Origin of the sequence: Saccharothrix violaceirubra (assembly GCF_014203755.1) — a bacterium.
Classification (GTDB): domain Bacteria; phylum Actinomycetota; class Actinomycetes; order Mycobacteriales; family Pseudonocardiaceae; genus Actinosynnema; species Actinosynnema violaceirubrum.
This window is the reverse complement of sequence record NZ_JACHJS010000001.1, coordinates 5,578,273-5,603,185: the sequence shown is the minus strand read 5'-3', so window position 1 is coordinate 5,603,185 and position 24,913 is coordinate 5,578,273. Positions and strand designations below refer to the sequence as shown.

Annotated in this window: 31 protein-coding genes; 17 read left to right on the top strand and 14 right to left on the bottom strand. The window is 69.1% G+C overall.

Annotation, left to right across the window (positions count from 1 at the left end; translation table 11 throughout):
• From F4559_RS25615 to F4559_RS25595, 5 genes are all read right to left on the bottom strand, one after another.
• Positions 1 to 207, bottom strand: coding sequence for a hypothetical protein (locus tag F4559_RS25615; RefSeq protein WP_184672841.1), 207 nt, complete (start codon positions 205 to 207; stop codon positions 1 to 3).
• Entirely contained in the window at positions 207 to 1,568 is a 1,362-nt protein-coding gene (locus tag F4559_RS25610) for an FtsK/SpoIIIE domain-containing protein (RefSeq protein ID WP_184672839.1), read from the bottom strand. The genes F4559_RS25615 and F4559_RS25610 overlap by 1 nt, the downstream gene beginning before the upstream one ends.
• 86 nt (positions 1,569 to 1,654) lie before the next feature.
• On the bottom strand, positions 1,655 to 1,840 hold the full coding sequence (locus tag F4559_RS25605) for a hypothetical protein (protein ID WP_184672837.1): 186 nt from the start codon (positions 1,838 to 1,840) through the stop codon (positions 1,655 to 1,657).
• A gap of 1 nt (position 1,841) precedes the next feature.
• On the bottom strand, positions 1,842 to 2,120 hold the full coding sequence (locus F4559_RS25600) for a hypothetical protein (RefSeq protein WP_376774662.1): 279 nt from the start codon (positions 2,118 to 2,120) through the stop codon (positions 1,842 to 1,844).
• A 77-nt stretch (positions 2,121 to 2,197) separates the two neighbouring features.
• Positions 2,198 to 2,422 carry a hypothetical protein gene (locus F4559_RS25595; protein ID WP_184672835.1) on the bottom strand — a complete coding sequence of 75 codons (225 nt, stop codon included), beginning with the start codon at positions 2,420 to 2,422 and terminating at the stop codon, positions 2,198 to 2,200.
• Positions 2,423 to 2,512: 90 nt separating this feature from the next.
• On the opposite strand from F4559_RS25595, the gene F4559_RS25590 reads away from it, so the two are divergent.
• A complete protein-coding gene (locus F4559_RS25590) occupies positions 2,513 to 2,773 on the top strand; it encodes a hypothetical protein (protein ID WP_184672833.1) in 261 nt (86 codons plus the stop codon).
• Positions 2,774 to 3,006: 233 nt separating this feature from the next.
• Here the strand turns inward: F4559_RS25590 and F4559_RS25585 are convergent, their stop codons facing one another.
• Positions 3,007 to 3,354, bottom strand: coding sequence for a hypothetical protein (locus F4559_RS25585; protein WP_184672831.1), 348 nt, complete (start codon positions 3,352 to 3,354; stop codon positions 3,007 to 3,009).
• A gap of 116 nt (positions 3,355 to 3,470) precedes the next feature.
• Between F4559_RS25585 and F4559_RS25580 the strand changes: the two genes are divergently transcribed.
• The 3 genes from F4559_RS25580 to F4559_RS25570 all read left to right on the top strand — a co-directional run bounded on the left by F4559_RS25580 (position 3,471) and on the right by F4559_RS25570 (position 7,279).
• Positions 3,471 to 4,295: a hypothetical protein gene (locus F4559_RS25580; protein ID WP_184672829.1), complete on the top strand. Its 825-nt coding sequence runs from the start codon at positions 3,471 to 3,473 to the stop codon at positions 4,293 to 4,295.
• Positions 4,296 to 4,468: 173 nt separating this feature from the next.
• A complete protein-coding gene (locus F4559_RS25575) occupies positions 4,469 to 5,104 on the top strand; it encodes a hypothetical protein (protein ID WP_345017550.1) in 636 nt (211 codons plus the stop codon).
• Between the two features lie 1,440 nt (positions 5,105 to 6,544).
• Positions 6,545 to 7,279: a glycosyltransferase family 2 protein gene (locus F4559_RS25570; protein ID WP_312865817.1), complete on the top strand. Its 735-nt coding sequence runs from the start codon at positions 6,545 to 6,547 to the stop codon at positions 7,277 to 7,279.
• 4 nt (positions 7,280 to 7,283) lie between these two features.
• Here the strand turns inward: F4559_RS25570 and F4559_RS25565 are convergent, their stop codons facing one another.
• Together F4559_RS25565 and F4559_RS25560 are read right to left on the bottom strand one after the other, a co-directional pair.
• The gene (locus F4559_RS25565; protein WP_184672825.1) at positions 7,284 to 7,478 is read right to left on the bottom strand and encodes a ferredoxin; all 195 of its coding nucleotides are present in this window, start codon (positions 7,476 to 7,478) and stop codon (positions 7,284 to 7,286) included.
• Entirely contained in the window at positions 7,475 to 8,671 is a 1,197-nt protein-coding gene (locus F4559_RS25560) for a cytochrome P450 (RefSeq protein ID WP_184672823.1), read from the bottom strand. The genes F4559_RS25565 and F4559_RS25560 overlap by 4 nt, the downstream gene beginning before the upstream one ends.
• Before the next feature lie 194 nt (positions 8,672 to 8,865).
• On the opposite strand from F4559_RS25560, the gene F4559_RS25555 reads away from it, so the two are divergent.
• The 3 genes from F4559_RS25555 to F4559_RS25545 are packed head-to-tail and all read left to right on the top strand — an operon-like array spanning position 8,866 to position 10,819.
• Positions 8,866 to 9,738, top strand: a complete 873-nt coding sequence (locus F4559_RS25555) for an ABC transporter ATP-binding protein (protein ID WP_221448381.1) — start codon at positions 8,866 to 8,868, stop codon at positions 9,736 to 9,738.
• Positions 9,735 to 10,589 (top strand): ABC transporter permease, encoded by an 855-nt coding sequence (locus F4559_RS25550; RefSeq protein WP_184672819.1) that lies wholly within the window; start codon positions 9,735 to 9,737, stop codon positions 10,587 to 10,589. The genes F4559_RS25555 and F4559_RS25550 overlap by 4 nt, the downstream gene beginning before the upstream one ends.
• The gene (locus tag F4559_RS25545) at positions 10,586 to 10,819 is read left to right on the top strand and encodes a helix-turn-helix transcriptional regulator (protein ID WP_184672817.1); all 234 of its coding nucleotides are present in this window, start codon (positions 10,586 to 10,588) and stop codon (positions 10,817 to 10,819) included. Before F4559_RS25550 ends, F4559_RS25545 begins: the two co-directional genes overlap by 4 nt.
• Before the next feature lie 32 nt (positions 10,820 to 10,851).
• On the opposite strand, the gene F4559_RS25540 is transcribed toward F4559_RS25545, so the two are convergent.
• The 4 genes from F4559_RS25540 to F4559_RS25525 form a co-directional block, all read right to left on the bottom strand.
• Positions 10,852 to 11,973, bottom strand: coding sequence for a macrolide family glycosyltransferase (locus F4559_RS25540; RefSeq protein WP_184672815.1), 1,122 nt, complete (start codon positions 11,971 to 11,973; stop codon positions 10,852 to 10,854).
• A 109-nt stretch (positions 11,974 to 12,082) separates the two neighbouring features.
• Positions 12,083 to 12,370 carry a hypothetical protein gene (locus F4559_RS25535; RefSeq protein WP_184672813.1) on the bottom strand — a complete coding sequence of 96 codons (288 nt, stop codon included), beginning with the start codon at positions 12,368 to 12,370 and terminating at the stop codon, positions 12,083 to 12,085.
• Positions 12,370 to 12,600 carry a transcriptional regulator gene (locus F4559_RS25530; RefSeq protein WP_184672811.1) on the bottom strand — a complete coding sequence of 77 codons (231 nt, stop codon included), beginning with the start codon at positions 12,598 to 12,600 and terminating at the stop codon, positions 12,370 to 12,372. Before F4559_RS25530 ends, F4559_RS25535 begins: the two co-directional genes overlap by 1 nt.
• Complete coding sequence (locus F4559_RS25525; protein ID WP_184672809.1) at positions 12,597 to 12,908, bottom strand: hypothetical protein; 312 nt, start codon at positions 12,906 to 12,908, stop codon at positions 12,597 to 12,599. The genes F4559_RS25530 and F4559_RS25525 overlap by 4 nt, the downstream gene beginning before the upstream one ends.
• A gap of 173 nt (positions 12,909 to 13,081) precedes the next feature.
• Between F4559_RS25525 and F4559_RS25520 the strand changes: the two genes are divergently transcribed.
• The 5 genes from F4559_RS25520 (at position 13,082) to F4559_RS25500 (ending at position 17,037) form a co-directional block, all read left to right on the top strand.
• A complete protein-coding gene (locus F4559_RS25520; protein WP_221447377.1) occupies positions 13,082 to 14,437 on the top strand; it encodes an NsdA family TPR-like regulatory protein in 1,356 nt (451 codons plus the stop codon).
• Between the two features lie 5 nt (positions 14,438 to 14,442).
• Positions 14,443 to 15,144, top strand: a complete 702-nt coding sequence (locus F4559_RS25515) for an SDR family NAD(P)-dependent oxidoreductase (protein ID WP_184672807.1) — start codon at positions 14,443 to 14,445, stop codon at positions 15,142 to 15,144.
• 63 nt (positions 15,145 to 15,207) lie between these two features.
• Positions 15,208 to 15,576 carry a hypothetical protein gene (locus F4559_RS25510; protein ID WP_184672805.1) on the top strand — a complete coding sequence of 123 codons (369 nt, stop codon included), beginning with the start codon at positions 15,208 to 15,210 and terminating at the stop codon, positions 15,574 to 15,576.
• 14 nt (positions 15,577 to 15,590) lie between these two features.
• Complete coding sequence (locus F4559_RS25505) at positions 15,591 to 15,959, top strand: PPC domain-containing DNA-binding protein (RefSeq protein ID WP_184672803.1); 369 nt, start codon at positions 15,591 to 15,593, stop codon at positions 15,957 to 15,959.
• A gap of 79 nt (positions 15,960 to 16,038) precedes the next feature.
• Positions 16,039 to 17,037: an IS481 family transposase gene (locus tag F4559_RS25500; protein WP_184672801.1), complete on the top strand. Its 999-nt coding sequence runs from the start codon at positions 16,039 to 16,041 to the stop codon at positions 17,035 to 17,037.
• Here F4559_RS25500 and F4559_RS25495 read toward each other — a convergent pair.
• On the bottom strand, positions 17,034 to 17,615 hold the full coding sequence (locus tag F4559_RS25495; protein WP_184672799.1) for a TetR/AcrR family transcriptional regulator: 582 nt from the start codon (positions 17,613 to 17,615) through the stop codon (positions 17,034 to 17,036). The two genes, F4559_RS25500 and F4559_RS25495, sit on opposite strands and share 4 nt — an antisense overlap.
• Positions 17,616 to 17,679: 64 nt before the next feature.
• On the opposite strand from F4559_RS25495, the gene F4559_RS25490 reads away from it, so the two are divergent.
• From F4559_RS25490 to F4559_RS25470, 5 genes are all read left to right on the top strand, one after another.
• The gene (locus F4559_RS25490) at positions 17,680 to 18,780 is read left to right on the top strand and encodes an FAD-dependent monooxygenase (protein ID WP_184672797.1); all 1,101 of its coding nucleotides are present in this window, start codon (positions 17,680 to 17,682) and stop codon (positions 18,778 to 18,780) included.
• Between the two features lie 189 nt (positions 18,781 to 18,969).
• Positions 18,970 to 20,106, top strand: a complete 1,137-nt coding sequence (locus F4559_RS25485; protein WP_184672795.1) for a nitric oxide synthase oxygenase — start codon at positions 18,970 to 18,972, stop codon at positions 20,104 to 20,106.
• Between the two features lie 84 nt (positions 20,107 to 20,190).
• Positions 20,191 to 21,288 carry an NAD(P) transhydrogenase subunit alpha gene (locus F4559_RS25480; protein WP_184672793.1) on the top strand — a complete coding sequence of 366 codons (1,098 nt, stop codon included), beginning with the start codon at positions 20,191 to 20,193 and terminating at the stop codon, positions 21,286 to 21,288.
• Positions 21,285 to 21,560, top strand: coding sequence for an NAD(P) transhydrogenase subunit alpha part 2 (locus F4559_RS25475; RefSeq protein WP_184672791.1), 276 nt, complete (start codon positions 21,285 to 21,287; stop codon positions 21,558 to 21,560). Before F4559_RS25480 ends, F4559_RS25475 begins: the two co-directional genes overlap by 4 nt.
• Positions 21,557 to 22,915 carry an NAD(P)(+) transhydrogenase (Re/Si-specific) subunit beta gene (locus F4559_RS25470; RefSeq protein WP_184672789.1) on the top strand — a complete coding sequence of 453 codons (1,359 nt, stop codon included), beginning with the start codon at positions 21,557 to 21,559 and terminating at the stop codon, positions 22,913 to 22,915. The genes F4559_RS25475 and F4559_RS25470 overlap by 4 nt, the downstream gene beginning before the upstream one ends.
• On the opposite strand, the gene F4559_RS25465 is transcribed toward F4559_RS25470, so the two are convergent.
• Positions 22,912 to 24,879 (bottom strand): bifunctional diguanylate cyclase/phosphodiesterase, encoded by a 1,968-nt coding sequence (locus F4559_RS25465; protein ID WP_184672787.1) that lies wholly within the window; start codon positions 24,877 to 24,879, stop codon positions 22,912 to 22,914. The two genes, F4559_RS25470 and F4559_RS25465, sit on opposite strands and share 4 nt — an antisense overlap.
• Positions 24,880 to 24,913 lie beyond the last annotated feature (34 nt).

Genomic DNA, 24,913 nt, shown 5'->3' with positions numbered 1-24,913 from the left:
TCACCGCCGTTCGGTCAGCTCGCGCCGGTACAGCCCCCGCAGCATGGCCACCACACCGGCCAACGCGACGACCATGCCCAGCAGTGCGGCCAGGAACCAGCCGCCGACACCGTCGACCAGGTACACCACCAGCAGCACCAGCGCGCAGACCACCGCCCAGCGCAGCACCTGCCACGCCGACCACAGCACGAACCCGAAACGCCACATCACGCCACCGCCCTGAGGCCACCCGGACGGCCCGCCGTCACGAACCGGACGAACTCGTCGATCTCCGAGTCGTCCACGTAGGACGCCCGCACCCGCATCGGCAGCCGCGACCTCTGCCGCAGCACGTAGCCGATCCCCGCCGTGGCCGGGTCGTTCGGGATCTCGTCGGCCAACGCCCCGCGCAGCCGCGCCCCGTCGCCCAACGCCATGTCCACATGCCCCGCCGAGGTCACCCGCAGGCACACCCGGACCGTGAACAGGTCCCGCACCGGCACGACGTCCTTGGTCGGTTCCTGCGTGAACCCCCACATCGAATGCCCCGTCGCCCGGCCCTGCGTGCCCACGTACGACAACAACCGGCGCATCTCCTTGACCAGTGCGTAGTCACCGAACCCGAGCAGCGCGCCCAACTCGTCGAGCACCAACACGTTCAGCGGCGTCTCCCGGGAGACCGCGAACTTCCGGCGGCCCGCCGAAGCCAGCCGCCGTTCGGTGTCCTCCAGGTCGGCCACGTACCCGCGCACCAACTCGACGCAGTCGCCCGGTTCGGCGGCGTAGCGGTACGCGATCGGCTCGGACCGGACCAGCTCCATGCGCTTGGGGTCGCACACCCACAGCCGCACCAGGCCGTCCCGGATCAACGGCGCCATCGCCCGCAACGGCGACCACACCAACGACGCCTTGCCCGCACCCGTCGCGCCCACCCCGAACACGTGCTGACCGGCCACCGGCTCGCACCACGCGTCGCCGTACTCCGTCTCCCCGAACCCCACCGCGCCCAGGTCCACCGCCTCGGAGTCCCACGGCATCTCCGGGGCCTCCAACACCCCGGAGAACGTCTCGCGGTGCTGCACGATCACCCCGAGCACCTGCGGCTTGACCCGCTCCACCCCGACCCGCTCCGCGTCCAACGCCGACGCCAGCCGCTCCGCGGCGTCCTCCCACTGGCGTGCCGTCTGACCCGGCACCATCCGCACGAACACCGTGTCCACCGACGGCGAGAACGACCGCACCCGCAGCACACGCGGCACCCTGGGCAACCCCGTCCGGCGGTGCGTCGGCGCCAGATCGCAGTCCAGCAGCACGTCCCGCCACAAGCCACCCATGTACCGGGACAACCACCGACGCCGCACCGCCCGAAGCCGCGGAGCCGCGACCGCGTCGAAGCTGTCCGGATGCGCCCGCCACCACGCACCTACGCCCGCCGCGAGCCCGCCCAACGCCAACCCCGTCACGGTCGGCCCGAACTCCACCGCCGACGCGGCCACCGCACCCGGCACACCCACCACCACCGGATGCCGCACCGCCCACAACGCGGCCCGCCACTCCACACCCACACGCCTGCTCGAAAAACCGGACATCCCGAAACCTCCCTCCCGCAAAAAACCACGAAGAAAGGGACCGGCCCCGCCAATCCGGAACCGGCCCCATCCGCACACGAATAACGTCAGTCGTCGCGGACTTTCGACTTCACGTCCGTCAACCCGACCAACAACTCACCGACCGCCTTGCGCGCCTTCTCGTACGACGCGGAGAATCCCGGCGTGTCCACCGGCACCCCGCGCAACGACGCCCGCAACGTCACCATCGCCGCGTCCATCTCGTCGACCGCGCGATCCACGACCAGGCTCATCTCACGCCCTCCATTCCCGCGACACCAGGTCGCCCTCGTGCTTCTTGGCCTTCAACCGCACCGAGTCCAACGCCTCGAACGCCCTGCGCCGCAACGCCACCAGGTCGTCCCGCGTGGGCAACGTCCACCCGCAGGCACACCCGGACTCCGAGTCGTCCACCCGGTCGATCACCTCGTCGACCGCCCGGAACGCCTCCTCGACCATGTCCAACGCACCCACGAACTCGCCGTACCGGCGAATCGCCCGCGTGTTCAAAAACCCCGACACCATCCCCGTCACACCGCCACCTTCCTTCCGGATCGGAAAACCACGAAGACCCCCGGACGCGACCGGCGATCAACGTCACTCCCCGCGAATCAGCCAGCGTCGTGTTCCGCACACACCCGCATCGCGTCTGAAGCGAACGAGCGGAATTCCTCCCACGACATCACGATGTCGATGGACACGTCGGGAACCGCAGCACCGTCCTCGTCCGGCTTGTACTTCGTGACCATCAACTCCACCTCGTCCCGGACCCAGAAGGCCACGATCGAGCATTCACTTCCCGCGTAGTAGTACGGCGTCAAACCGTCGTCTTCCATCACCGTTCTCCTTCTGCGATCCATCGGCCGGACAGCGCACACCCGAACGGTCGATGCCTGCCGCACACTGGCCACGGCAGGATCGTCCGCATGACAAACCCCTCACGACGAGGCCGGTTCCTCATCACCAACGCCCACTTCGACGGGCCACGCTGGAAGGAACAGAAGGACAAGGTCGCGGCACTCGCCCACGGCTACGACAACACAACCCAGCAGTGGCACTACTGGTTCGACCTCGACCAGCCACCCGTGGACACCATCAACACGCTGTTCCGCCTCGCTCGCGTGTACGGAACCACTGTCAACTTCTCGATCCACGAGGCCGAACCACGCCCGGAAACAACCGGGTAGCCGCGTCGGAATGCACGGCCGGTGCCAGGAAATCCAACAACCTGGCACCGCCGAACATCTCGACACGAGATGTCATCGGCCAGTTTTCGGCATAAAACTATCCACTGTGGAATTTTCAAGGAACAAACGGAAGCCTGCTTCAGGGCGTCACGGCTTGCACCCGCACTGCGGGGCGGTTCACATGGCCACAGGATTCCGATTCTCGAAGCGACGAACGATTGCGACCGGGTCGATCAGCCCAGCGGCTTGAGGCCCACCGCGCGGAACGAGATGCCCGAGACCGTCTCGCCCTTGTCGTTCTTGAACGAGTACGGCGACACCGTCGCGTCGATCAGCTCGACCAAGTCACCCTCACCGATCGACCCCGGGTCCATCATCAGCGTCACTCGGATCTCCTCGCCCTTGCCCGCCTTCCGGCCCTCGACCGGCAGCGGCTTCGCGAACAGCGACACCACGAACAGCGACGTGCCGTCCTGGTCCGTCGCCACCTCCTGGACGCCGTCCTTCTCGTACGTCTTCAGCTCCGGGTCCTCCGTGACCCGCAACCGCCAACCAGCCAGCACAACCGGGATGTTCCGCATGCCTGCCTCCAGTTCGTTTATCCCTCTAAACACTCCGGACACTTGCCGTTGTTGAGAGGTCTAAACATCAAGGTACGCCCATGACTCCGAGGTGTCAAGGGGTCTAAAATCGTCGTGTGGCCGACGACTTCGACAGCCTGCGCGAGGACCCTGATCCCGTCCGCAGAGGCAAGCGAGCTACCGACCTGCTGGCCGTCTACCAGCAGCGATCCGCCGAGCTTGCCCGACTCCGTCGTGCTGCCATCGAGGAGGCGCGCGACCTTCTGGGTGGCAGCTACACCGAAGTCGCCAAGGCGTTCGGTCTGACGAAGGGACGGATCACCCAGATCCGCAGCAGCGCACCACCCGAGCACCGGGCGTTCTTCGGAGTAGGCCCGCTTGACTTGGCCCTTCCTGGCCGGCTCATCCGCGAGCGTGACGCTCTGCTCATCGCCAGCGAGGACGATGCAGCCGGCCTGCAGTTGTCAGCCCAAGCCGACAAGCTCGCCTTCATCGTCAACCGTGTAGTCCTGGACCCTCGCGAGGAGTGGGAGCCCGCAGGTGACGCCATCGTGGTGTGCGGGCCCACATCGGCCCACATCGGCCACAGGCTCATGGGTGACGATCCGTGCTTGCGCATGGCGATCGGCGACAACGGCCAATGGCACATCGTGGACCAGGACACCGGTCAGTGGTACCTGTCGCCGTTGGACGAGGAGGCTCCCGTCAGAGCCGATCACGCGTACATAGCCCGACACCGCTGGGGCAGCCGCGTGATCGTGCACATCGCAGGTCTTCACGCCCTTGGTTCGATTGGTGCGGCGCACTACATCACGAACGCGGCTGCCGACCTGTTCGCGGACTTCGGGGACACGGAGTTCAGCATGGCGGTCACGACCGAGTTCGATGGACTGGTACCGAAGGCTCCAAAGGTGCTCGTACCACCACGTGCCTGGGCCTAGCCGTGTTCCACGGGGCAACCCTCTCCGGCGACGGCAAGGCAAGCGGTGGTCAGGATCGTTGGGCTCACTATGGTTCTGGGGCTGTCGTCTTAGACGGGGCATCCAGCTTCACGCCCGCTGTCGTCGAGGCCACCGAGTACGTTGATCAACTATGCGCCGAGCTGGTGAAAAGGATGGGCGCCCCTGACGTGCTGTCCGAAGTACTGGAATCGGCCATCAGTGCCACCACCGCAAACCTGTCACTGGTCCCAGGTCGCGCCCCTTCGTCCACTGTGCTGATGGTCCGGGCGGACCGTGATCAACTGAACGTGTTGGCCCTCGGGGACAGCACCGTGATCGTTTCGGTGAACGGTCGGGCGAACCGCGTCACAGACGACCGATTGGCCTCCGTAGGCACCGCCCTTCGTCGCCAGTACGTGAACAGGCTCGCGGCAGGCAGCGGGTACGACGACGAACACGCCCGGCTTCTACGTCGCCTACAGGAGCGCGAACTGGTAGCCCGCAACGTACCTGGCGGCTACTGGATCGCAGAGACGAACAGCCAGGCGGCCGAGGAAGCCACCACGCGTACGTTCCACGTTCCGGACGTCGATTGGTGCGTCCTTGCCACAGACGGCTTTGAACGCCCCGTCGAGCACCTGGGCATTGCATGGTCCGACATCGCACGGATGAACGGCGACGAACTGTCCGACCTGTTGCACAGCCTCCACCGCTGGGAGGAACACTCGGACCCCGACGGCTTCGCCCTTCCCCGCGCCAAACGGCACGACGACAAGACCGTGGTTGTCTGGCCAGGTCCTCAGCGTTAGCTCTGCTGTGCTGCCACAGGCGTGTTCAGAGTTTCTTTACTTGTTCAAGGCGGCGCCTACCGGCGCCGCTCGCCGCTGGATCTCCGGCCGCCCGGTCGAGCGCGGGGCCCGCCTTCGGCACCCACGCCCGCCCGGCGTCCGGAGGCGGCAGCGGCACCGGCAGTCGCCGCAAAACCAAGAGCATGTCCTCGCCGGACGGGCAGATCAACAGGATGAGGGGAACCGCGGTGAGGCTCGCGTCCCAGCGTGGGCCGGGGCACGCGTCATCCCGTCGACCTCCACGAGGGCTACCGCACGGGCCGGGGGCCTGCGAGCCTGGTACTCCGGCCGCCGGACTGGCGGGCATGTCGCAGGCCCCCGGCCCGTGCGGTAGGGCTGCGCCAGGTCGACGGGATGACGCGAGGCCCCTCCTGTGGTGAAGGGCCGGGAGGGTCGGTCGAAGCGAGGCCCAGGCGTCCGGCACCCTGTACCGCCGAAGATCGACGCCACACCTTTGCCCCATGAAACGACGGCAGGCGACGGTGGTGGACGGTCCATAGTGGTCGTTCGCGAATGCCAAGTGTGCTGCTCGTGGCGAGGGGTGGCAGGCGTCCGAAGGTGATGGGAGAGACGACCACCAACCCGTCAGGTCGTGGGTTCGAGCCCCACCCGCCCTACCACGCGTGCCGTTCGGCGTGGCCGCGGTGTCGAAGTCGGTGCGGGGCCGGGGGTCGTGAACCCCCGGCCCCGCACCCCGCGATCAGCCGCCGGTCCCGCCGACGATCAGGCCGAGCAGACCGTTGATGAATTCGATGATCGAGCCGAGCAGGCCGCCCATTGTCACTCACCTCAACTGTGGTCGGGATCTGATGCGGACCAGTTTCGTCCTATTCGTCCGAAAAAGGGGAAGCCGAGCCTTGATTCACTCGTCAGTGGCGAGTGGGTCACCTGTGTGTCAGAGCCTTTGTGCAGGTCGTCCCCCTATGGTCTGCGCTGTTCGAGGGTGGAAAACACTGATGAGTGAACGCATGGTGCAAGCTGCGGTCGGGACGGTGCAAAGTCCAGGTCAGGGGTGGTGTGCGGAGCGGCAACGACAACCGGTGTAGACCCGAGAACCCCTCGGTCGTGCGTGGGGGAAGCCACCCCTTAGTGCGGCTTACCGACCCGTACTCACGAGGGGTGTTCGACACTGGGGAAATTTCGTCCACTAAATCCACGCACGGAATAGGCCTGGGAATGCCGCCCGGTCCCGTCGAGCCTTTCGGTGAAAACTCCCGGGACACCGCCCAGCCTCTCACCCACTCGATCTCGGCCGCCGTCCGCCCTTGCGGAGCAGACGCACCTTCACGCCCGCCTTGGCCCGCCTGTACGCCTTCTTGATCTTGGCCCGACCGGAGACCCTGGGATCGCCCGCCTGGTCCGGCCGCTGGGCGGCGCCGGTGTCGGCGCCGTGTCGGTGCGGTGTCGGGCAACGTGAAGGTCGCCGGCCGCGCCGGGCTGCTGGGCCGGTGGCAGCACCTGGAGTACACGGCGGGTTCGGGGCTGGACCGGCAGATCCTGGACGCCTTCGAGTGCCTGCCCACGATCCCGGGCGCGGTCGGCGCGTTCCGGCGGGACGCGCTGGTCGAGGTCGGCGGCATCGGCACGGACACGCTGGCCGAGGACACCGACGCGACCATCGCGATCACCCGTGCGGGATGGCGCGTGGTGTACGAGCCGCGTGCGCGGGCGTGGACCGAGGTGCCACGCGACGTCCGCGCGCTGTACCGGCAGCGGTGCCGTTGGTCCTACGGCACGTTCCAGTCGATGTGGAAGCACCGCGCCGCGTTACGCGAACCCGGCCGCATGGGGCGGTTCGGGCTGCTGTACCTGTTCCTGTTCCACCTCGTGCTGCCGCTGGGGCCGGCGATGGACGTTTTCGTGCTGTACGGCGCGTTTGTGGCGGACGCGCCCATGGCGATCGTGGTCTGGCTGGTGTTCCTGGCCGTGCGGACCGTGAGCGCGGGCTACGCCCTGCGGCTGGACGGCGAATCGCTCCATCCACTGTGGACCTACCCGTTGCGGCAGGTGCTCTACCGCCGGCTCACCTACCTGGTCGTGGTCGAGTCCCTGGTGAACGCCGCACGCGGCACGCCGCGCGGCTGGAGCTGGGCACGCCGCCAAGGGGTCGTCGGGCCGGTCCCGACGACCCCCTGAGTCGTCACTCCACGACGCGGATCGCCCCGGCCGGGCACAGGTGCGCCGCGTCGCGGGCGCCCCTGTGGTGCTCGGCCGCGGGCGACGGGTCGAGCAGCACCACGGTGCCGTCCTCGTCGCTCTGGTCGAACACGTCGGGATCGGTCAGCGCGCACATGCCCGAGCCCGCGCAGCGGTCCGGGTCGACCTCGATCCTCATGAGAACTTCACCGGCAGGCTGTGCACGCCGTAGATGGACATTCCGGTCTTCATCGGGACCTCCTCCGGTGCGACCGCGAGTTCCAGGTCCGGGAACTCGCGGAACAGGGCGGCGAACCCGGCCCGCATCTCGATGCGGGCGAGCTGCTGGCCCAGGCACTGGTGCACGCCGTGGCCGAAGCTCAGGTGCCCGCTCGCGGGCCGGCGGATGTCGAACTCGTCGGGCCGTTCGAAGCGCCTCGGGTCGCGGTTGGCCGCGGGGACGGACACGATGACCGCGTCCCCGGCACGGATCGTGTGCCCGTGCAGCTCCACGTCCTCCAACGCTACCCGCTGCGTGCCGAACTGGATGATGGTCAGGTAGCGCATCAGCTCCTCGACCGCGTTGTCGACCAGCGACGGGTCGGCCTTCAGCGCGGCGAGCTGCTCGGGGTGCCGCAGCAGGGTCAGCGTCCCGAGCGCGAGCATGTTGGCGGTCGTCTCGTGCCCGGCCACCAGCAGCAGGACACCGATGTTGGCGACCTCCTCGTCGGTGAGCTGCCCGCCCTGGATCAGACCGGTGAGCATGTCGTCGCCGGGGTCGTCGTGCTTGCGGGCCACCAGACCCGCGAGGTACTCCTCGACCTCGGTGAACGCGGCCATGATGTCCTCGAACGAGCTTTCGAGGTTCACCATCCGACGGGTGCTCTCCTGGAACCCGTGCCGCTCCTCGTAGGGCACGCCGAGCAGTTCGCAGATCACCAGTGACGGCACCGGCAGGGCGAAGTGCTTCACCAGGTCGACCGGCGAGCCGTGCGCGCGCAGGCCGCGCAGGTGGTCGGCCACGATCTCGTCGATGCGCGGCATCAGCAGGTTCATCCGGCGGACGGTGAACTGGCCGGTGAGCTGCTTGCGGTACTTCGTGTGGTCCGGCGGGTCCATGTTGATGAACATGCCGGGCTTGGCCGCCGGCTGCTGCCCCACGACTTCGCCGCCGATGCGGATCGGCATGCGCTGCAACTCGGCGCGGTTGCTGAACCGGTTGTCGGCCAGCACCTCCCGGTTCAGCTCGTAGGACGTGATCAGCCAGCCGAGGTGTCCGTCGGGGAACGCGACCCGGCTGACGGGCTCGGTCTCGCGCAGCGCGCCCAATAACGGGTCGGGGTCGAACACCCCGCGCGCGACGGGCAACTCGCGATGGATGGTCTCGGTCATCTCGCACACCTCCCAGTGCGTTGAGGAACCACTTTCGAAGCTACAGAACGTTCACGAAGTTGTGAAGTAAATATCGCGTCAACGTCCAAGCGAGGTCTTGGTAGTACGACTGATAGCACATGTGCTACAAATCGGCGGACGACCAGAACAAGGGGGAGGTGACGGTCTTGATCATCGACGTGCGCGATCTGCGCATGCGGTACGGCACGAACGACGTGCTGCACGGCGTCGCGTTCGGTGCGGACCGGGGTGAGGTGGTCGCGCTGCTCGGCCCCAACGGCGCCGGCAAGACCACCACGATCGAGATCCTGGAGGGCTTCCGCACGCCCTCGTCCGGCACGGTCCGAGTGCTGGGCGTGGATCCGGCCACCGGCGACGAGCACTGGCGTGCCAAGCTCGGCGTCGTGCTCCAGTCGTGGCGCGACCACGCCCGCTGGAAGGTCCGCGAACTGCTTCACCACCTGGGCCGCTACTACACGCCCTACGGCACGACCGAACACCCGCGCCCGTTCGACACCGACGAGCTGATCGCCACCGTCGGCCTGACCGAGCACGCGGGCAAGAAGATCGGCTCGCTGTCGGGCGGGCAGCGGCGCCGGCTCGACGTCGCGATCGGCATCGTCGGCAAGCCCGAACTGCTCTTCCTCGACGAGCCGACGGCGGGCTTCGACCCGCACGCCCGACGCGACTTCCACGACCTCGTGCACCGGCTGTCCGACATCGACGGCATGACCATCCTGCTCACCACGCACGACCTGGCCGAGGCGGAGAAGCTCGCGGACCGCATCCTGATCCTCGCCGGCGGCCGGATCATCGCCGACGGCAGCCCCGACCAGCTCAGCCGTCGGGTCAAGGCCACCTCCGAGGTGCGGTGGACGCAGGACGGCCGGCGGCACGTCCACCCCGCCGAGGACGCGACCGCGTTCGTGCGCGACCTGCTCGGCCAGCACCCGACCGACATCTCCGAACTGGAGGTGCGGCGCAGCACGTTGGAGGACACCTACATGGCGTTGGTGCAGCGGTTCGAGAGCGGCCACGCCGACGAAGCCGAGGTGGTGGCGCTGTGAACCCGGTGGCGTACGCGTTCCGGCTGGGCGTCGACCGGGGCCGCCGCGAGTGGCTCCAGTCGCTGCGCAGCTCCGACCAGTGGTTCAACTTCTTCATGGCGTCGGTGTTCGCGATCGTGCTGCTGTTCCAGCGCACGTCCACCTTGGCGGGCACCCCGCTGTCGCTGGCCGCGGCGACGTTGCCGAGCATGATCGCCATGGGTGTCGCGCTCGGCGGCCTCGTCGGACCGGCGGGCCAGCTCTCGATGAACCGCGAGGACGGCACGCTGCTGCGTGCCAAGGCCGTGCCCCAGGGCATGCTCGGCTACCTCGTCGGCCGGGTCACGCAGACCTCGTTGGACACCGCCACCGGCATCCTGATCATGGTGCTGCCGGGCATCATCGTGGTGCCGGAGATCCGCGCGGTCGGCCTCGGCGCCTGGCTCACGCTCATCCCGGTCATCCTGTTGGGACTGCTGGCGACGTTGCCGTGGGGTGCGGTCGTCGGGTCGATCGCCAAGTCGCCGCAGGGCGCGATGGGCTACACCATGTTGCCGATGTTGGCCCTGGTCGGGATCTCCGGGATCTTCTACCCGATCACCGCCATGCCCGAGTGGGTGCAGGGCCTCGCCCAGGTGTTCCCGCTGTACTGGCTCGGCCTGGGCATGCGGTCGACGATCCTGCCGGACGCCGCGGCGGCGGCCGAGATCGCGGGCTCGTGGCGGCACCTGGAGACTCTGGGCGTGCTCGGACTGTGGGCGGTCGTGGGTTTCGCGCTCGCACCGGGCATTTTGAGGCGCATGGCCCGTCGGGAATCCGGCGCGAACATGGAGGAACGTCGCCAGGCGGCGATCCAGAGGGGCATGGGGTGAGCGAGACCGTCTACAACCGGATCGCGATGCTGCGCGCGGAGCGCGGCGTCTCGCGTCGGCAGCTGTCCGAGGCACTGGGCATCCACTACCAGACCGTGGGGTACCTGGAGCGGGGCGAGTACAGCCCGAGCCTGTTCCTCGCGTTGCGCATCGCCCGGTACTTCGAGGTGGCCGTGGAGGTCGTGTTCTCGACCGAGCCGTTCCCCCGGCTCGGCGAGCGGTCCGCGTAGACGGGGGCGCCGGGCTCGCGCCCGGCGCCCGTTCACAGAGTCGCCTCCAGCACGTCCGCGGCGGCACGTGCGCCGCCCGCCTCGCGTGCCTCCTGCCGGAGTTCCGCGAGACGTCGGGCCACGTCCGGGTCCTCGGTGAGTTCACGCGCGGCCGTGCGCAGGTCCTCAATCGACGGATCGGGCAGGTGGCGGCCGACGCCCAGCTCGACCAGGCGCTGCGCGTTGAGGTGCTGCTCGCCGATCGTGGGGACGCCGATCATCGGCACGCCGTGGTACAGGCCCTCCATCGTGCCGCCCATGCCGCAGTGCGTGACGAACAACGACGCGTGTGCCAGGATCGCGAGCTGCGGGACCCACCGGTGGACCTCGACGTTGTCGGGCAGGTCACCGAGCAGGGCTGGGTCGACCAGCCGGCCGACGTTGAGCACGACGTGCCAGTCCGTGTCGCCGAACGCCTCGACCACGTTCCGGTACAGGTCGAGCCGGTTCGTGAACGCCGACCCGAGCGACACCAGCAGGGTCCGGCCCTTCGGCTGCCACCCGCCCTGGTAGGACCGGTCACCCAGGCACGGGCCCACGAAGGCGTAGAGCGGGTCCACGGTGTCGCTCTGGAACTGGAACGTCCGGGTGATCGACACCACGGCCCGGTCCGGCCGGCCGACGTAGTCGCGTCCCGGGGTGTCGACCCCCTGCTCGGCCAGCCACCGGTCGAGGACGTCGAAGAACCGGTCCACGTCCGGATCGGCCAGCGTCTCCTCCCAGCCCTCGTAGGCGACGAAGGTGGGGGAGAACTGGACGGCCGGGACACCCCAGCGGGCGGCCAGGAGCCGGGCCGTCCACGCGCCGATGTCGTAGACCACCAGGTCGGGGACGTCGGCGGCGTACGCGGCTTCGAGCTGCGGGAGGACCACGCGGGCTTCGTCGAGGAACAGCGCCATGGCGGGCGCGGCCTCTTCGGGCCACTCCTGGTCACCGGTGGGCAGGGAACTCGTGTAGGGGACCGGCGTGGCCCCGACGTGCCTTACGGCGTCGTGGAACTCCTCCGGCACCGCGTAGGTGACGCGATGGCCCCGGGAGACCAGTTCGACGACGACCGCGAGGGTCGGGTTGACGTGGCCGTGCGCGGGCACGTTGAAGAAAGCGATGTGGGACATGGAGATCTCTTCCGGATCGTTCGGACGGCCCCGGCGCGGTTGCGCGGGGCCGGGGTCGACGCCCGGATGTCAGAGGTAGATCTCGCGATGGGTCCACATGTCCTCGACCCTAACTCCCACCGCCACCGGTTTTTCCGAGCGGGACCAGGCGGACGTCCGCGTCCACCATGCGCCCGTAGAGGTCGACGATCCCGTGCGCGTCGACCCCGGACAGCCGGAAGTCCCCTTCGACCGTGACGAACTCGGCCCGGTCCCCGAACTCCAGTCCGTACCCGGCCACCTGGCCCTCGTTGTCGTACTGGTCGACGATCGCGAACAGTCCCGGCGCTTCCTCGACCGCCAGTTCCCGCGCGAACTCCCCGAACTCCTGCCCGATCTTCGGCTCGTAACCCGGCACTACTCCGTCCTTTCCTGATCGACCACCTGGAACAGTTCTTCGAACTTCTTCGGCGCGAGCGCGGTGAGCGCCCCGCCGATGAACGCCGGGCCGGGCCGCAGTTTTCCGTCCTTGACCCGTTTCACGGTCGACCGGTTGACGCCCATGGCGGCGGCGACCTGGAAATCGGAGCGGAATCCGGCGGCCCGCGCCATCCGATCGAACACGTGGACCCGGAGTCGGACGGTCATGCGGCGCACGGGGCGTCGAAATCGGCGGCGGTGAGGATGACCGGGCGGATTCCGGTGCTTTCACGCAACTGTCGGAGTGCTTCGAGTGCGATCAGGACGCCGACGACGTCGTCGTGGTCGAGCAGGAGGACCAGGTCGACGCCGTCGGAGACCAGCCGGAGCAGGTCGGTCGTGTCGGTCGAGGTTCCGGCGAGGTGCCAGTCGTACCTGGTGAGGTGCACTTCGGCCTGTTCGCGGAGCACGTCGTGCGGGTGTCCGCTGAGATGGATCGCCACCCGTGATCCGGGCGGTGGGAAGTCGGTGGTCATGGTGCCCCTTCGCGTTCGTGGCGACCCGTTCGGTCGTCGGGAGGAGCAAACCGCAATTCCCCGGGCCGGCGAAGCGACCCGGCGTTGTCTTGTTGTTGTCCCTATGCGCCCGATCGCCTGAATAGTCGCCCGGTCCGTGTTTCGGTGTCGGGGCCGGCGATACAGTCCCGACGGTGCCAAGGGAGGACGACGTGGGCGGCTCGGAACGAGACTTCTTCACCCATCCGCTCGCCTACGTCCGTGCGGAACGCGGCTGGACCTACCAGGACCTGGTCGACGTCGTCGCGCGGCACGTCGGCAACATCGCCGCGCGGAGGGAAAAGGCGTGGCGCTGGGAGAACTGGGGCGTCGTCCCCGACGAGGATTCGCAGAACGCCCTGGCCACGGAATTGGGCGTCCCCCGCGAGCACGTCCGCCGCCTGGGCTGGCCCGCCTGGTTGCCGGCCGGGGACCGCGTGAACATCGAACTGCCCTGGACCGCCGACGCATCGCGCTCGATGCTCGACCACACCGCAGGAGCCGCCGTGCTCGACCGTCGAGGATTCCTCACTTTGAGTAGCGGGACGATGGTGACGATCGCCAACCAGTGGCTGGGCCTTGAACATGCCAAAGTTGATTCTGTGCTTCGGGGTGGCCGGGTCGACACCGCATTGGTCGAGTGCTTGGAGCGGCGTCTTCCCACTGTTCGGCAGATGCTCGACTCGTTGGGTGGCGGAAACGTTCGCGATCTCGCGGATGCCGAGTTGAAGTTGGTTACGAACCTTCTGTCGCAGGCCACTTACGGGGAGAAGATCGGCACACGACTGTTCGGCGTCGCTGCCGAACTGGGGAGAATTGCGGGCTGGGCCAGCTTCGATGCCGGCTACCATGCCTCGGCTGAGCGATATTTCCTGGCAGGACTGCGCGCGGCGCACTCGGCCGGCGACCGGGTATCGGGTGCGAACATCCTCAAGTGCATGAGCCTTCAACTGGTCGATGCGGACCGGGCGGAGGAAGCACTCGCGGTCGCAAAAGCGGCTCGTGATGGGGCCAAGGGTGCTTCGAAGAGGGTTCTCGCGATGATGACTGTCCGGGAGGCTCGGGCCAATGCCGTGATGGGGGCCGCCTCCGAGTGTGAGGCTCTTCTGGTGCGGGCCGACCAAGCGATGTGTGCTTCGGATGACCAATCGGACCCCGATTGGGCCGGATATTTCGATCATGCGGAGTACAGTGCACAGGTTGCTGCGTGCTACATGCTGTTGAAGCGGTACCGGCTTGCGGACCAGTGGCTCGGCAGGTCTCTTGCCCTTCAGCCGATCGAGCGGGCAGTCGATCTTTCGACCTACCTCATATGGCGTGCCGAGGCTGTGCTTGAACTCGGCGAAGTCGATCAAGCATGCGCGTTGGTCGGCGAGGCGGTGCCGTTGATCGCGTCCAGTCGGTCGACGCGTAATCGTCGGCGCCTGGCCGGTATCCGGAGCAAGCTTGCCGTTCATGATCATCCTGCGATCGTCGGACTGGACGAGCAGGTTCGATCTCTGATCGCATAGCCCTCATGACGACGCGTGTCGCCTTGGTGACGGGTTCGAATCGTGGAATCGGCTTGGCCATCGTCCGAGGTCTTGCCGAGCAGGGCGTGCACACGGCGCTTGTCGCTCGGACGGAAGGCGCTGCGGCCAGAGCCGCAGAGCCCCTCCGTGCCGAGGGCCTTCCCGTGTCGGCTCACCAACTCGACGTGACAGATGTGGCCACCATCGGCAGGGCGGTTTCCGACATCGTCTTCGAATACGGACGACTCGACATCCTGGTCAACAACGCCGCTGTGGCGATCGACCGAGGCTTCGCAGCCTCGTCGCTCGACCAGGAGCGAGTACGGGCGACCTTCGAGGTCAACGTGTTCGGAGCTTGGCGCTGTGTCTCGGCTGTCGTGCCGGTGATGAAGGAGCAGCGTTATGGCCGGATAGTCAATTTGACGACCCATATGGCTTCTCTGTCCACTATGAAGGGCAACAGCCCCGCATACCGGGTGTCGAAGACGGCGGTGAACGCCATGACCAAAGTGCTGGCCGACGAGCTGCACGAGGACGGAATCCTCGTCAACGCCGCATCACCAGGTCAGGCGAACACGAGGATGTCCTATGGTGCCGCCAGTCAAACGCCCGATGAGGCCGCGCGAGACCTCCTGTGGTTGGCCACGCTGCCTTCGGACGGCCCGACAGGTGGCCTGTTCCACGGCCGTGAACGACTTCCCTGGTGAGGTGGGCTTCGGGCTGTTGGCGGAGCACGTCGTGTGGGTGTCCGCTGAGGTGGACCGCCACCCGTGATCCGGGCGGCGGGAAGTCGGTGGTCATGGTGTTTCCCCGCCGTCGTCGAGTCCCTGGAACGCGACCGCGACGTGCGGCACCTCTACCTGACCGCCGTGGCCGCCCGAGTGCTCGGCGTGCCCTGGGAGCGGGCCGGGAGGATCGCGGGCGACGTCGAGCACGGCCGATTCGAACTCGGGGCCGAGCGGGTCGGGCGGTTCACCGCCGAGTTGGCCAATGCCGACGACGGCGCGGCGCTGTGGTGCGGCGTCAGGTTCCTGGGCTCGGAGACGTCGGCTCGGGGCGCCTTGCAGCGGACGTTGCGGCACGAGCCGTCGCGGGCCGTTCGGCGTGCCGTCGGTGACGTGCTGGTTCGACACCCCTGACGAAAGGATCTTCCGTGTTGCTCGTGTCCGCCCGGCCCGGTGACGAGGTCGTCGAGGCGTTGTCCCGGCAACTCGCCGAACGAGGAGTGCGCGACGGTGCCGTGGTCTCCCTCATCGGGGCCGTCGATGCCGTCGCCATCAGCAACATGCCGGCCCACGACGCGTCCGCGGACGTGATCACCGAGTACCGCCAACCGTGCGAGCTGTCCGGCACCGGGGAGATCGTCGACGGGGTCCTGCACCTGCACGTCGTGCTCGGGCGTGAAGGGGATGTGGCGCTCGCCGGCCATCTGCACTGGGCGAAGGTGGAGACGTTCTTCGTCAACGCCTACGTGCTAGCTGTACTGCCCTGGGAGGTTGTGGACGTCCGACGCGACACGTAGTCGGATGATGTTGGAATGAGGGAGGGCCTCCGGGTTCGGTGTGGATTGCGACGTCTACACCAAGCCGACGGAGGCCCTCGTGACCCACGCTAACGCACCGCTGACTCCGGTGGGCAGGCTGCGCCTGGCCCGGTGTGTCGTGGAGGAGGGCTGGCCGCTGCGGCGGGCGGCCGAGCGGTTCCAGGTCTCGCCGACCACCGCGGCCCGCTGGGCCTCTCGCTACCGCGAGTCGGGCGAGGTGGGCATGGCCGACCGCTCAAGCCGACCCCACCATAGCCCCGGGCGCCTGCCCACCCGCCGTGAACGGCGGATCGTGAAAGTGCGCCTGGCCCGGCGGTGGGGACCGGCCCGCATCGCCCACCTGCTGGGCCTGAACCCCTCCACGGTGCACCGGGTGCTGCGCCGTTTCGGCCTGGCCCGCCTGGCGCACCTGGATCGGGCCACCGCCGCGCCGGTGCGCCGCTACGAGCACGCCGCACCGGGCGACCTGGTGCATGTCGACATCAAGAAGCTCGGCAACATCCCCGACGGCGGCGGCCACAAGGTTCACGGTCGGCAGGCCGGTGGGCGCAACAGCTCGGCCCACCGCGACCCCGCCCGACCGCGCAGGGTCCACGGCCGCCCGAACCTCGGCTACGCCTACCTGCACAACGCGGTGGACGACCACTCCCGGCTGGCCTACACCGAGATCCTGCCCGACGAGACCAAGCACACCGCTGTCGCCTTCTGGCACCGGGCACAGGCGTTCTTCCAGGCGGCGGGAGTGGCGGTCAAGCGGGTGCTGACCGACAACGGCTCCTGCTACCGCTCGAATCTGTGGCGCGACACCCTCGCCCAGGCGGGCATCACCCACAAACGCACCCGCGCCTACCGGCCCCAGACCAACGGCAAGGTCGAACGCTACAACCGCACCCTGCTCGACGAATGGGCCTACGCCCAGGCATACCGGTCTGAGACCGAACGCCGCGAGACGCTGCCGCGGTGGCTGCACACCTACAATCACCACCGCGGCCACACCGCACTCAAAGGCCAACCACCTGCCAGCCGCGTACCCAACCTCACGGGGCAGTACAGCTAGCCCTCCACGACCGCGCGTAGTCCCATCCGCACGGCTTTTGTCAGTGACGCAACGCTTTCCGGGGTGCCGGGAGGGGGTGACGTCGTCGCGCCGGCCCCGACGAGGCGGTCGAAGAGCAGGCCCTCCAGGAAGGCGACCAGGGTGTGGCCCGCCGCTTCCGGGGACGGCACGCCTGCCGCGCGCAGGATCGCGACGGTCTGGGCGCGTGGTTTTTCGCCGTGGGCCAGGATTCCGCGCAGTTCCTCGTGGTGGGTGGCCTCCAGCAGGCACGCGTAGCGCGCCAGGGTCCGCGTGCGGGCCGGGCCCAGCCAGCCGTCCAGCACGGTGGCCACCAGGAGTGCGAAGCGGTCCAGGTCGAACTCGGCCGTCAGCACGTCGGCCATCTCCACCTGGTCCAGCTCGGACAGTCGGTGGACCACCGCCTCCACCAGCGCCTTGCGGGTGCGGAAGTACGCCGACGTCGACCCCTCCGGCACGCCCGCCTCCGCGTCGACCGCGCGGTGGGTCAGGCCGCGCATGCCCCTGGCCGCGATCACGTGGATGGCCGCGTCCGCCAGCAACGTCCTGCGATCGGTCACACACCACTCCTCGGTTCTACAGCTGTAGAGTACCGGTATCTACAGCTGTAGAAGGGGCGGGACCATGCGGGCAGCGGTGGTGGGCGGCGGACTCGGCGGGGTGGCGGCGGCGGTCGCGTTGCGTCGGATCGGGTGGGACGTGGTCGTGCTCGAACGGGCCGCCGAGTTCGGCGAGGTGGGCGCCGGCATCGGCGTCATGCCCAACGCCCTGCGCGCGCTCGACCTGCTGGACCTTTCTTCGGAGGTGCGAAGTGTCGGCACGCCGCGCGTCGCGGGCGCCGTCCTCGACCCGCGCGGACGCCGGTTGACGCACGTCGACGCGGTCCACCAGGACCAGGTGGTCGCCGTGCACCGGGCCGACCTGCACCGGGTGCTGCGGTCGGCCCTGCCGGCGGAATGCCTGGTCACGTCCACCGAGGTGACATCGACCGCCGACCTGGACGCGGACCTCGTCGTGGCGGCGGACGGCATCCACAGCCGTATTCGTGCGGAGCTTTTTCCGACGTTCCCCCGTCCGGTCTACTCGGGTGCCACGGCGTGGCGCAGCGTGACCAGTGCGGTCTTCCCCGCCGACCTGATGATCAGTCAGACGCTGGGTTCCGGTACGGAGTTCGGGGTCCTCCCGCTTGGCGACGGCCGCGTCTGCTGGTATGCGGCCACGGTCGCGGCCGCCGGTCACGCGGTCGAAGACGACCTGGCCGAGGTGAAACGACTGGTCGGTGCCTGGCACGACCCGATCCCGGCCGTCCTCGACGCCACGCCGCCCGGCACGATCCTGCGGCACGACGTCCACGAGCTGAAAGCCGAGCTGCCCACGTTCGTGCGGGGCAACGTCGCCCTGCTGGGCGATGCCGCGCACGCCATGACACCGTTCCTCGGCCAAGGCGCCTGCATGGCGATCGAGGACGCCGTGGTGCTGGCCGCGAGCCTGCGCGAACACGACCTCCCCACCGGCCTGGCCGCGTACGACAAAGCACGCCGGACCCGTACCCGTCGCATCGCCAATGCCTCCCGGGCCGCCGGAAGATTCGGCATGTTCGTGCGCACGCCGATCGCGACGACGATCCGCGACACGGTCATGCGCGCGATCCCGTCACGCCTGGCCATTCGCGGCATGACCAGGTTCACGAGCTGGAACCCGCCGGTCGACTCACTCGATCGGTGAAGAATGGACCGTGATCCGGATCACCATGTCGACTCGGGTTCGAGTGGATAACGATCCGATTTCACTCATTTATCTCGAATAGCTCACCCTGATGCCGGATCAAGTGTTCACCCAGTGGAGCTGAATACCGCGCGGGGTGCCCGACACGGCGGTGCAGTGGACACCGATGGACAACTACGGTGACCCGCCATGGTCCTCGTCCCTCTCCTGCCCCGCCGTGCCACGACGGTCGACATGGCCGAAGCCGAGGAGTTCCTGCGCGCCCACCGCGCTGAACACCCCGAGCACGGTCCGGTCGCCCGCCGGCTCGCCGAGGTGCGCGCCGAGGTGTCGGCCACCGGCTCCTACCGGCACACCGAGGCCGAGCTGGTCTACGGCGCGCGGGTGGCGTGGCGCAACAGCGCGCGGTGCATCGGCCGGCTGTACTGGCGCAGCCTCAAGGTGCGGGACCTGCGGGACGTGCGTGCGCCCAAGGAGGTCGCCGACGCCTGCGTCGAGCACCTCCGCCTGGCCACCAACGGCGGCCGGATCAGGCCCGTGATCAGCGTGTTCGCCCCCGACCACCCGGATCGGCCAGGTCCGCGCATCCGCAACGAGCAGCTCGTGCGCTACGCCGGATACCCCGGTCCGGACGGCGGCGTGCTCGGCGACCGGCGCAACGCCGAGCTGACCGCCCAGGCCGTCGCGCTCGGCTGGAGCCCGCCCGCCCGGCGCGGTCCCTTCGACCTTCTCCCGTTGGTCGTCGACGGCCACGACGAGGACCCGTGCGTGGTCGACCTGCCCCGCGACGCCGTCCTCGAGGTCCCGATCTCGCACCCCGAGCTGCCCTGGCTGGCCGGACTGGGACTGCGCTGGCACGCCGTTCCGGTGATCAGCAACATGCGCCTGCGAATCGGCGGGATCGACTATCCCGCCGCACCGTTCAACGGCTGGTACATGGGCACCGAGATCGGCGCGCGCAACTTCGCCGACCGCGATCGCTACGACCTGCTGCCGTATCTCGGCGAACGCATGGAACTGGACACGAGCGACGTCCGCACCCTCTGGAAGGACCGCGTCCTGGTCGAACTCAACCGCGCGGTGCTGCATTCCTTCGAGAAGGCCGGTGTCACGATCACCGACCACCACACCGAATCCGACCGGTTCCTCACCCACGTCCGCAAGGAGGAGGCCGCCGGTCGCCGGTGCCCGGCCGACTGGTCGTGGATCGTGCCGCCCGTGTCCGGCGGTCTCACGAGCGTCTTCCACCGCTACTACGACAAAGAGGAACTGGTCCCCAACTTCTTCCCCGTCGGCACGACCGGGATCTGCCCCGTGATCCACTGAGGCAAGCGCCCGCCGGGGTGGCGTGCTTGACGGTCAACGCCGTGCTGTGGTGTGGATCACCTTTGATCGCTATCGTCCCCCGGTGTGAGAGTGGGGATACCCGCGGAGTCGCGGCCCGCCGAACGTCGTGTGGCCGGGACACCGGAGACGGTGTCCACGCTGCTCGGCGCAGGTCTCGCCGTGGACGTGCAGTCAGGTGCGGGCGTGAGCGCGCACGCTTCCGACGACGATTACCGGGCCGCCGGCGCCACGGTCGTCGACGAGCACCCGGCCGGGACGGCCGGGATCGTCGCCTCCGTCCAGCCGACCGACCACGTCGACCGGCTGCGCGCCGGCGACGTCACCGTCAGCTTCCTGTCACCGGCCTTCGAACTCGACCACGTGCGCGCGCTGCGCGACCGGGGCGTGACCGCGTTCAGCCTCGACCTGCTGCCCCGCGTGACCAGGGCCCAGACCCTGGACGCGCTGTCCTCGCAGGCCCTGGTCGCGGGCTACCGGGCCGTGCTGGTCGCGGCCGAACGCCTGCCGCGCTTCCTGCCCATGTTCACCACGGCCGCGGGCACCGTGCCGCCGGCCAAGGTGCTCGTGCTGGGCGCGGGCGTGGCCGGGCTCCAGGCCATCGCGACCGCACGCCGGCTCGGCGCGGTCGTCGAGGCCTACGACGTCCGCGCCGCGGCCCGCGAGGAGGTCCGCAGCCTGGGCGCCAAGTTCCTCGAACTCGACCTGGAGACCCAGGACGGCGTCTACGCGGCCCAGCAGTCCGAGGCGGCGCTGGAACGCCAACGCGAGCTGATCGCCGAACGCGTGGCCGCCTCCGACGTCGTGATCACCACGGCCGCCGTGCCCGGCCGCAAAGCGCCGACCCTGGTCACCACGGACATGCTCAAGGCCATGGCGCCCGGCTCGGTCGTGGTCGACCTGGCGGCCGAGACCGGCGGCAACGTCGTGGGCTCGCGGCCCGGCGAGGACGTGCGGGTCGGCGACGTGCTCCTGTACGGCGCGCGCAACCTGCCCAGCTCCCTGCCCGTGCACGCCAGCAAGCTCTACGCGAAGAACGTCGCCAACCTCGTCCTCATGATCGCCCGCGAGGGCGGCCCGGACCTGGCCGACGAGGTGCTCGCGGGCTGCTGCCTGACCCACGCGGGCGAGGTCCGCCACGCACCGACCCGGGAGCTGCTGTGATCGACCTGCTGACCATCTTCGTGCTGGCCGTGTTCGTCGGCTTCGAGGTCGTGTCGAAGGTGTCGACGATCCTGCACACCCCGCTGATGTCCGGTGCCAACGCCATCCACGGCGTGATCCTGGTCGGCGCCATCCTGATCACCGGCCACGCCGAGGGCGGTGTCGAGCTGGTGCTCGGCCTGCTCGCGGTGTTCCTGGCCACGGTGAACGTGGTGGGCGGCTTCGTGGTCACCGACCGGATGCTGGAGATGTTCAAGGGGCACAAGCGATGAACTGGGCTTCCCTGGCGTACCTGGTCGCGGCGCTGTGCTTCATCCTGGCGCTGAAGGGCCTGAGCACCCCGCGCTACGCCCGCGTGGGCAACCTCGTCGGCGCGGGCGGCATGGTGCTCGCGGTCGTGACGGCCTACGCGCACGGTGTCGTCCACAATGGACTGTTGATCCTGGTGATGGTCGTGCTCGGCACGGTCGTGGGCATCCCGGCCGCCAAGGCGGTCAAGATGACCGCCGTGCCGCAGATGGTCGCCCTGTTCAACGGCGTGGGCGGCGCGGCGGCGGCCCTGGTGGCGCTGACCGAGTTCCTGGCCGCCGACGGCGACCTCCTGTTCGACCTCGCGACCGTGCTCACGGTGCTCATCGGCGCGGTCAGCTTCTCCGGCAGCGTGGTCACGTTCCTCAAGCTCCAGGAGATCATGACCACCCGCCCGGTCCTGCTGCCCGCCGGACAGAGCCTGGGCATCGGTGTCGCGGTGGCGAGCGTGGTCCTGTCCGCCGCGGTGCTGACGACGTCGAGCACGGCGTTGCTGGTGCTGCTGGCGCTGGCGGGTCTGGCGCTGGGCGTGCTGTTCGTGCTGCCGGTGGGCGGCGCGGACGTGCCGATCGCGATCTCGCTGCTCAACGCGTTCACCGGCCTCGCGGTCGCCGCGTCCGGCTACGTCCTGGGCAACACGCTGCTGATCGTCGCGGGCACGCTCGTCGGCGCGTCCGGCACGATCCTGACCCGGCTGATGGCCCAGGCCATGGGCCGCCCGCTGACCAACATCCTGTTCGGCGCGTTCAGCCCGCGACCCGAGGTGGCGCACACCGAGGAGCAGCGGACCGTGCGCTCGGGCACGGTCGAGGACGTCGCGATCCTGCTCGGCTACGCGCATTCCGTGCTGGTCGTCCCCGGCTACGGGCTCGCCGTCGCGCAGGCCCAGCACGCCGCGCGCGAACTCGCACTGCTGCTGGAGGCCCGGGGCATCGACGTGAGCTACGGCATCCACCCGGTCGCGGGCCGCATGCCGGGCCACATGAACGTGCTGCTCGCCGAGGCCGACGTGCCCTACGACCGGCTCAAGGAACTCGACGACGTCAACCCCGGCATCGGCAGCGTGGACGTGGTACTCGTGGTCGGTGCGAACGACGTGGTCAACCCCGGTGCCCGGGACGACCCGTCCAGTCCGATCCACGGCATGCCGATCTTCGACGTGGACCGCGCCAAGGCCGTGGTGTTCATGAAGCGGTCGATGCGACCGGGCTTCGCGGGCGTGGACAACAGCCTGCTCTACAACCCCAAGACCACCCTGCTGTTCGGCGACGCCAAGGACTCGCTGACCAAGCTGCTCGCCGCCGTGAAGCAGGTCTAGGCCAGCTCCCACGACGGCACCGGGTCGCCGTAGTACGAACCGAAGACCAGGTCCACGCCGATGCCCGTCCACCACCGGGCCTGCGTCGGGGTGTCCACCTCCGGCACGGCGACCGCCAGACCGGTCCGGCGGACCACGCCCGTCATGACGCTCATCGCCGTGTGCAGCACCGATTCGTCCTCACGGGCCAGTCGGCGCACGACCGTCGGCGCGACCAGCAGCGAGTCCACGCCCAGTTCGCGGGCCAACGCCAGCTCGGCCTGGCCGCCGTTGTACCGGGTCAGGCCGACCGCGATCCCGTTGTCCCGCAACACCTGCGCGTTGTCCTCGCCCGCGCCGTCGAGCATGGCCCGCGTGTCCAGCCACAGCTTCAGCGACGACGCGGCCAGTCCCGTGTCGGCGAGCGTGCGCTGGACCGTGGCCACGAGGTCGGCGTCACGCGACTGCATCGCGGACAGCTCCACGTGCAGCACGCCGTGCGCCCAACCCGCGGCCGTCCCGGTGGCCTCGTGCAGCGCCCACTGCCCGAGCGTCAACGCCAACCCGTTGGCGTCGGCCATCTCCACGCACCGGTCGTGCCCGAACCCGTCCCACCGCAACCGCGCCACGTAGCCGACCACGTCGGAGCCCGGCGCCACGACCGGCTGGTACTCCACGTCGATCGCGCCGTCGCGCAACGCGCCCGGCATTCGGGCCGCGGCCTCCAGCGACGGCCGTGCCACCGCGTCGTGGTGCCGGTCGTAGGTCAGCCACTGCCGCTTGCCCTTCGCCTTGGCACGCCGCAGCGTGGAGTTCGCCGCGCGCAGCACCTCGGCGACGTCCCACCGCGCGTCCGGCCGGTGCAGCACGCCCACGGTCGCCGACAGCGCGGCACCCGAGGGCAGCGGCCGGTCCAACGCCTCGTTGATGCGCTCGATCATCGCGGGCACGCGGGCGGTGTCGGCGCTGGGCGCCACGATCGCGAACTCGTCCGCGCCGATCCGGGCCACGAACGCCCGGTCGGGCGCCACCACGTGCTCCAGCCGCCGCCCGACCTCCTTGAGCAGTTCGTCGCCGACCGCGTGGCCCAGGCCGTTGTTCACCACCGCGAACGAGTCGAGGTCGAGCTGGTACAGGGTGATCGCGCCGCGCCGGGCGCCGTGCATGCTCTCCAGGCGGGACACGAAGTGCTGCCGGTTGGACAGCCCGGTCAGCGAGTCGTGCAGCAGCTGGTGGTCCAGGTTCTTCTGCAACAGGTGCAGTTCGCTGACGTCCTCGACCATCGTCACGAAGTACGCGGGCGTGCCGTCGCCGTCGCGCAGCAGCGACACGGCCAGGTGCACCCACAGCGGTTCGCCGTCGCCGCGCACCAACCGCCGCTGTTCGCGGAACCGGTCCACCCGCCCGGACCGGGCCGCGCGGTAGGCGTCGGTCAACGGGTCGGCGTCGTCGGCGTGGAACAGCTTGGTCAGCCGCAGCCCGGTCAGCTCGGCGAGCGTGCGGTCGACCATCCCGGCCAACGCCTCGTTCGCCTCCACGCACTCGCCGTGCAGGTCGGTGATCGCGATGCCGATCGCGGAGGACTCGAACACCTCGCGGAACCGCGCCTCGCTGGCCGCGAGCACCCGCTCCACCCGCCGTTTCGCCGTCCACAGCGAGTTCTTCACGGCCTCCTGCTGGTCGAACACGTGCTGCCGCAGGCCCGCCGCGTACCCGGCGCCCACCGCCGCGAGCACCGACACCAGCCGGTCGGCTGGCACGCCCGCGTCGGCGAGCGCCTTGGCCAGCAGCTCCACCGTGACCCGGATGGCCTCCGAGTCGGTGAAGTCCGTGCGCACCAGGCGTTTCCCGACCTCGTCGGCGTCGTCCGCGCGGAACGGCTCGTCCGTGCAGATCGCCAGCAGTTCGTCCACCTGGTCGAGCAGGAACTCCTCGATCTCGGCGGGCGACAAGGGGACGTACGCGGTCGGGTGGACCGCACGCATCCACTCGCCGGCGAGTGCCGTCCGCCAGGCTCTA

Bases quoted from the DNA above. Each gene is read 5' to 3' on its own strand.
- F4559_RS25485 (WP_184672795.1), top strand. From the start codon at position 18,970: ATGGTCCTCGTCCCTCTCCTGCCCCGCCGTGCCACGACGGTCGACATG.
- F4559_RS25515 (WP_184672807.1), top strand. From the start codon at position 14,443: ATGACGACGCGTGTCGCCTTGGTGACGGGTTCGAATCGTGGAATCGGC.
- F4559_RS25575 (WP_345017550.1), top strand. From the start codon at position 4,469: ATGGGCGCCCCTGACGTGCTGTCCGAAGTACTGGAATCGGCCATCAGT.
- F4559_RS25525 (WP_184672809.1), bottom strand. From the start codon at position 12,908: ATGACCACCGACTTCCCACCGCCCGGATCACGGGTGGCGATCCATCTC.
- F4559_RS25470 (WP_184672789.1), top strand. From the start codon at position 21,557: ATGAACTGGGCTTCCCTGGCGTACCTGGTCGCGGCGCTGTGCTTCATC.
- F4559_RS25610 (WP_184672839.1), bottom strand. From the start codon at position 1,568: ATGTCCGGTTTTTCGAGCAGGCGTGTGGGTGTGGAGTGGCGGGCCGCG.
- F4559_RS25465 (WP_184672787.1), bottom strand. From the start codon at position 24,879: ATGCGTGCGGTCCACCCGACCGCGTACGTCCCCTTGTCGCCCGCCGAG.
- F4559_RS25565 (WP_184672825.1), bottom strand. From the start codon at position 7,478: ATGAGGATCGAGGTCGACCCGGACCGCTGCGCGGGCTCGGGCATGTGC.
- F4559_RS25555 (WP_221448381.1), top strand. From the start codon at position 8,866: ATGCGGTACGGCACGAACGACGTGCTGCACGGCGTCGCGTTCGGTGCG.
- F4559_RS25605 (WP_184672837.1), bottom strand. From the start codon at position 1,840: ATGAGCCTGGTCGTGGATCGCGCGGTCGACGAGATGGACGCGGCGATG.
- F4559_RS25490 (WP_184672797.1), top strand. From the start codon at position 17,680: ATGCGGGCAGCGGTGGTGGGCGGCGGACTCGGCGGGGTGGCGGCGGCG.
- F4559_RS25585 (WP_184672831.1), bottom strand. From the start codon at position 3,354: ATGCGGAACATCCCGGTTGTGCTGGCTGGTTGGCGGTTGCGGGTCACG.
- F4559_RS25530 (WP_184672811.1), bottom strand. From the start codon at position 12,600: ATGACCGTCCGACTCCGGGTCCACGTGTTCGATCGGATGGCGCGGGCC.
- F4559_RS25560 (WP_184672823.1), bottom strand. From the start codon at position 8,671: ATGACCGAGACCATCCATCGCGAGTTGCCCGTCGCGCGCGGGGTGTTC.
- F4559_RS25590 (WP_184672833.1), top strand. From the start codon at position 2,513: ATGACAAACCCCTCACGACGAGGCCGGTTCCTCATCACCAACGCCCAC.
- F4559_RS25595 (WP_184672835.1), bottom strand. From the start codon at position 2,422: ATGGAAGACGACGGTTTGACGCCGTACTACTACGCGGGAAGTGAATGC.
- F4559_RS25615 (WP_184672841.1), bottom strand. From the start codon at position 207: ATGTGGCGTTTCGGGTTCGTGCTGTGGTCGGCGTGGCAGGTGCTGCGC.
- F4559_RS25540 (WP_184672815.1), bottom strand. From the start codon at position 11,973: ATGTCCCACATCGCTTTCTTCAACGTGCCCGCGCACGGCCACGTCAAC.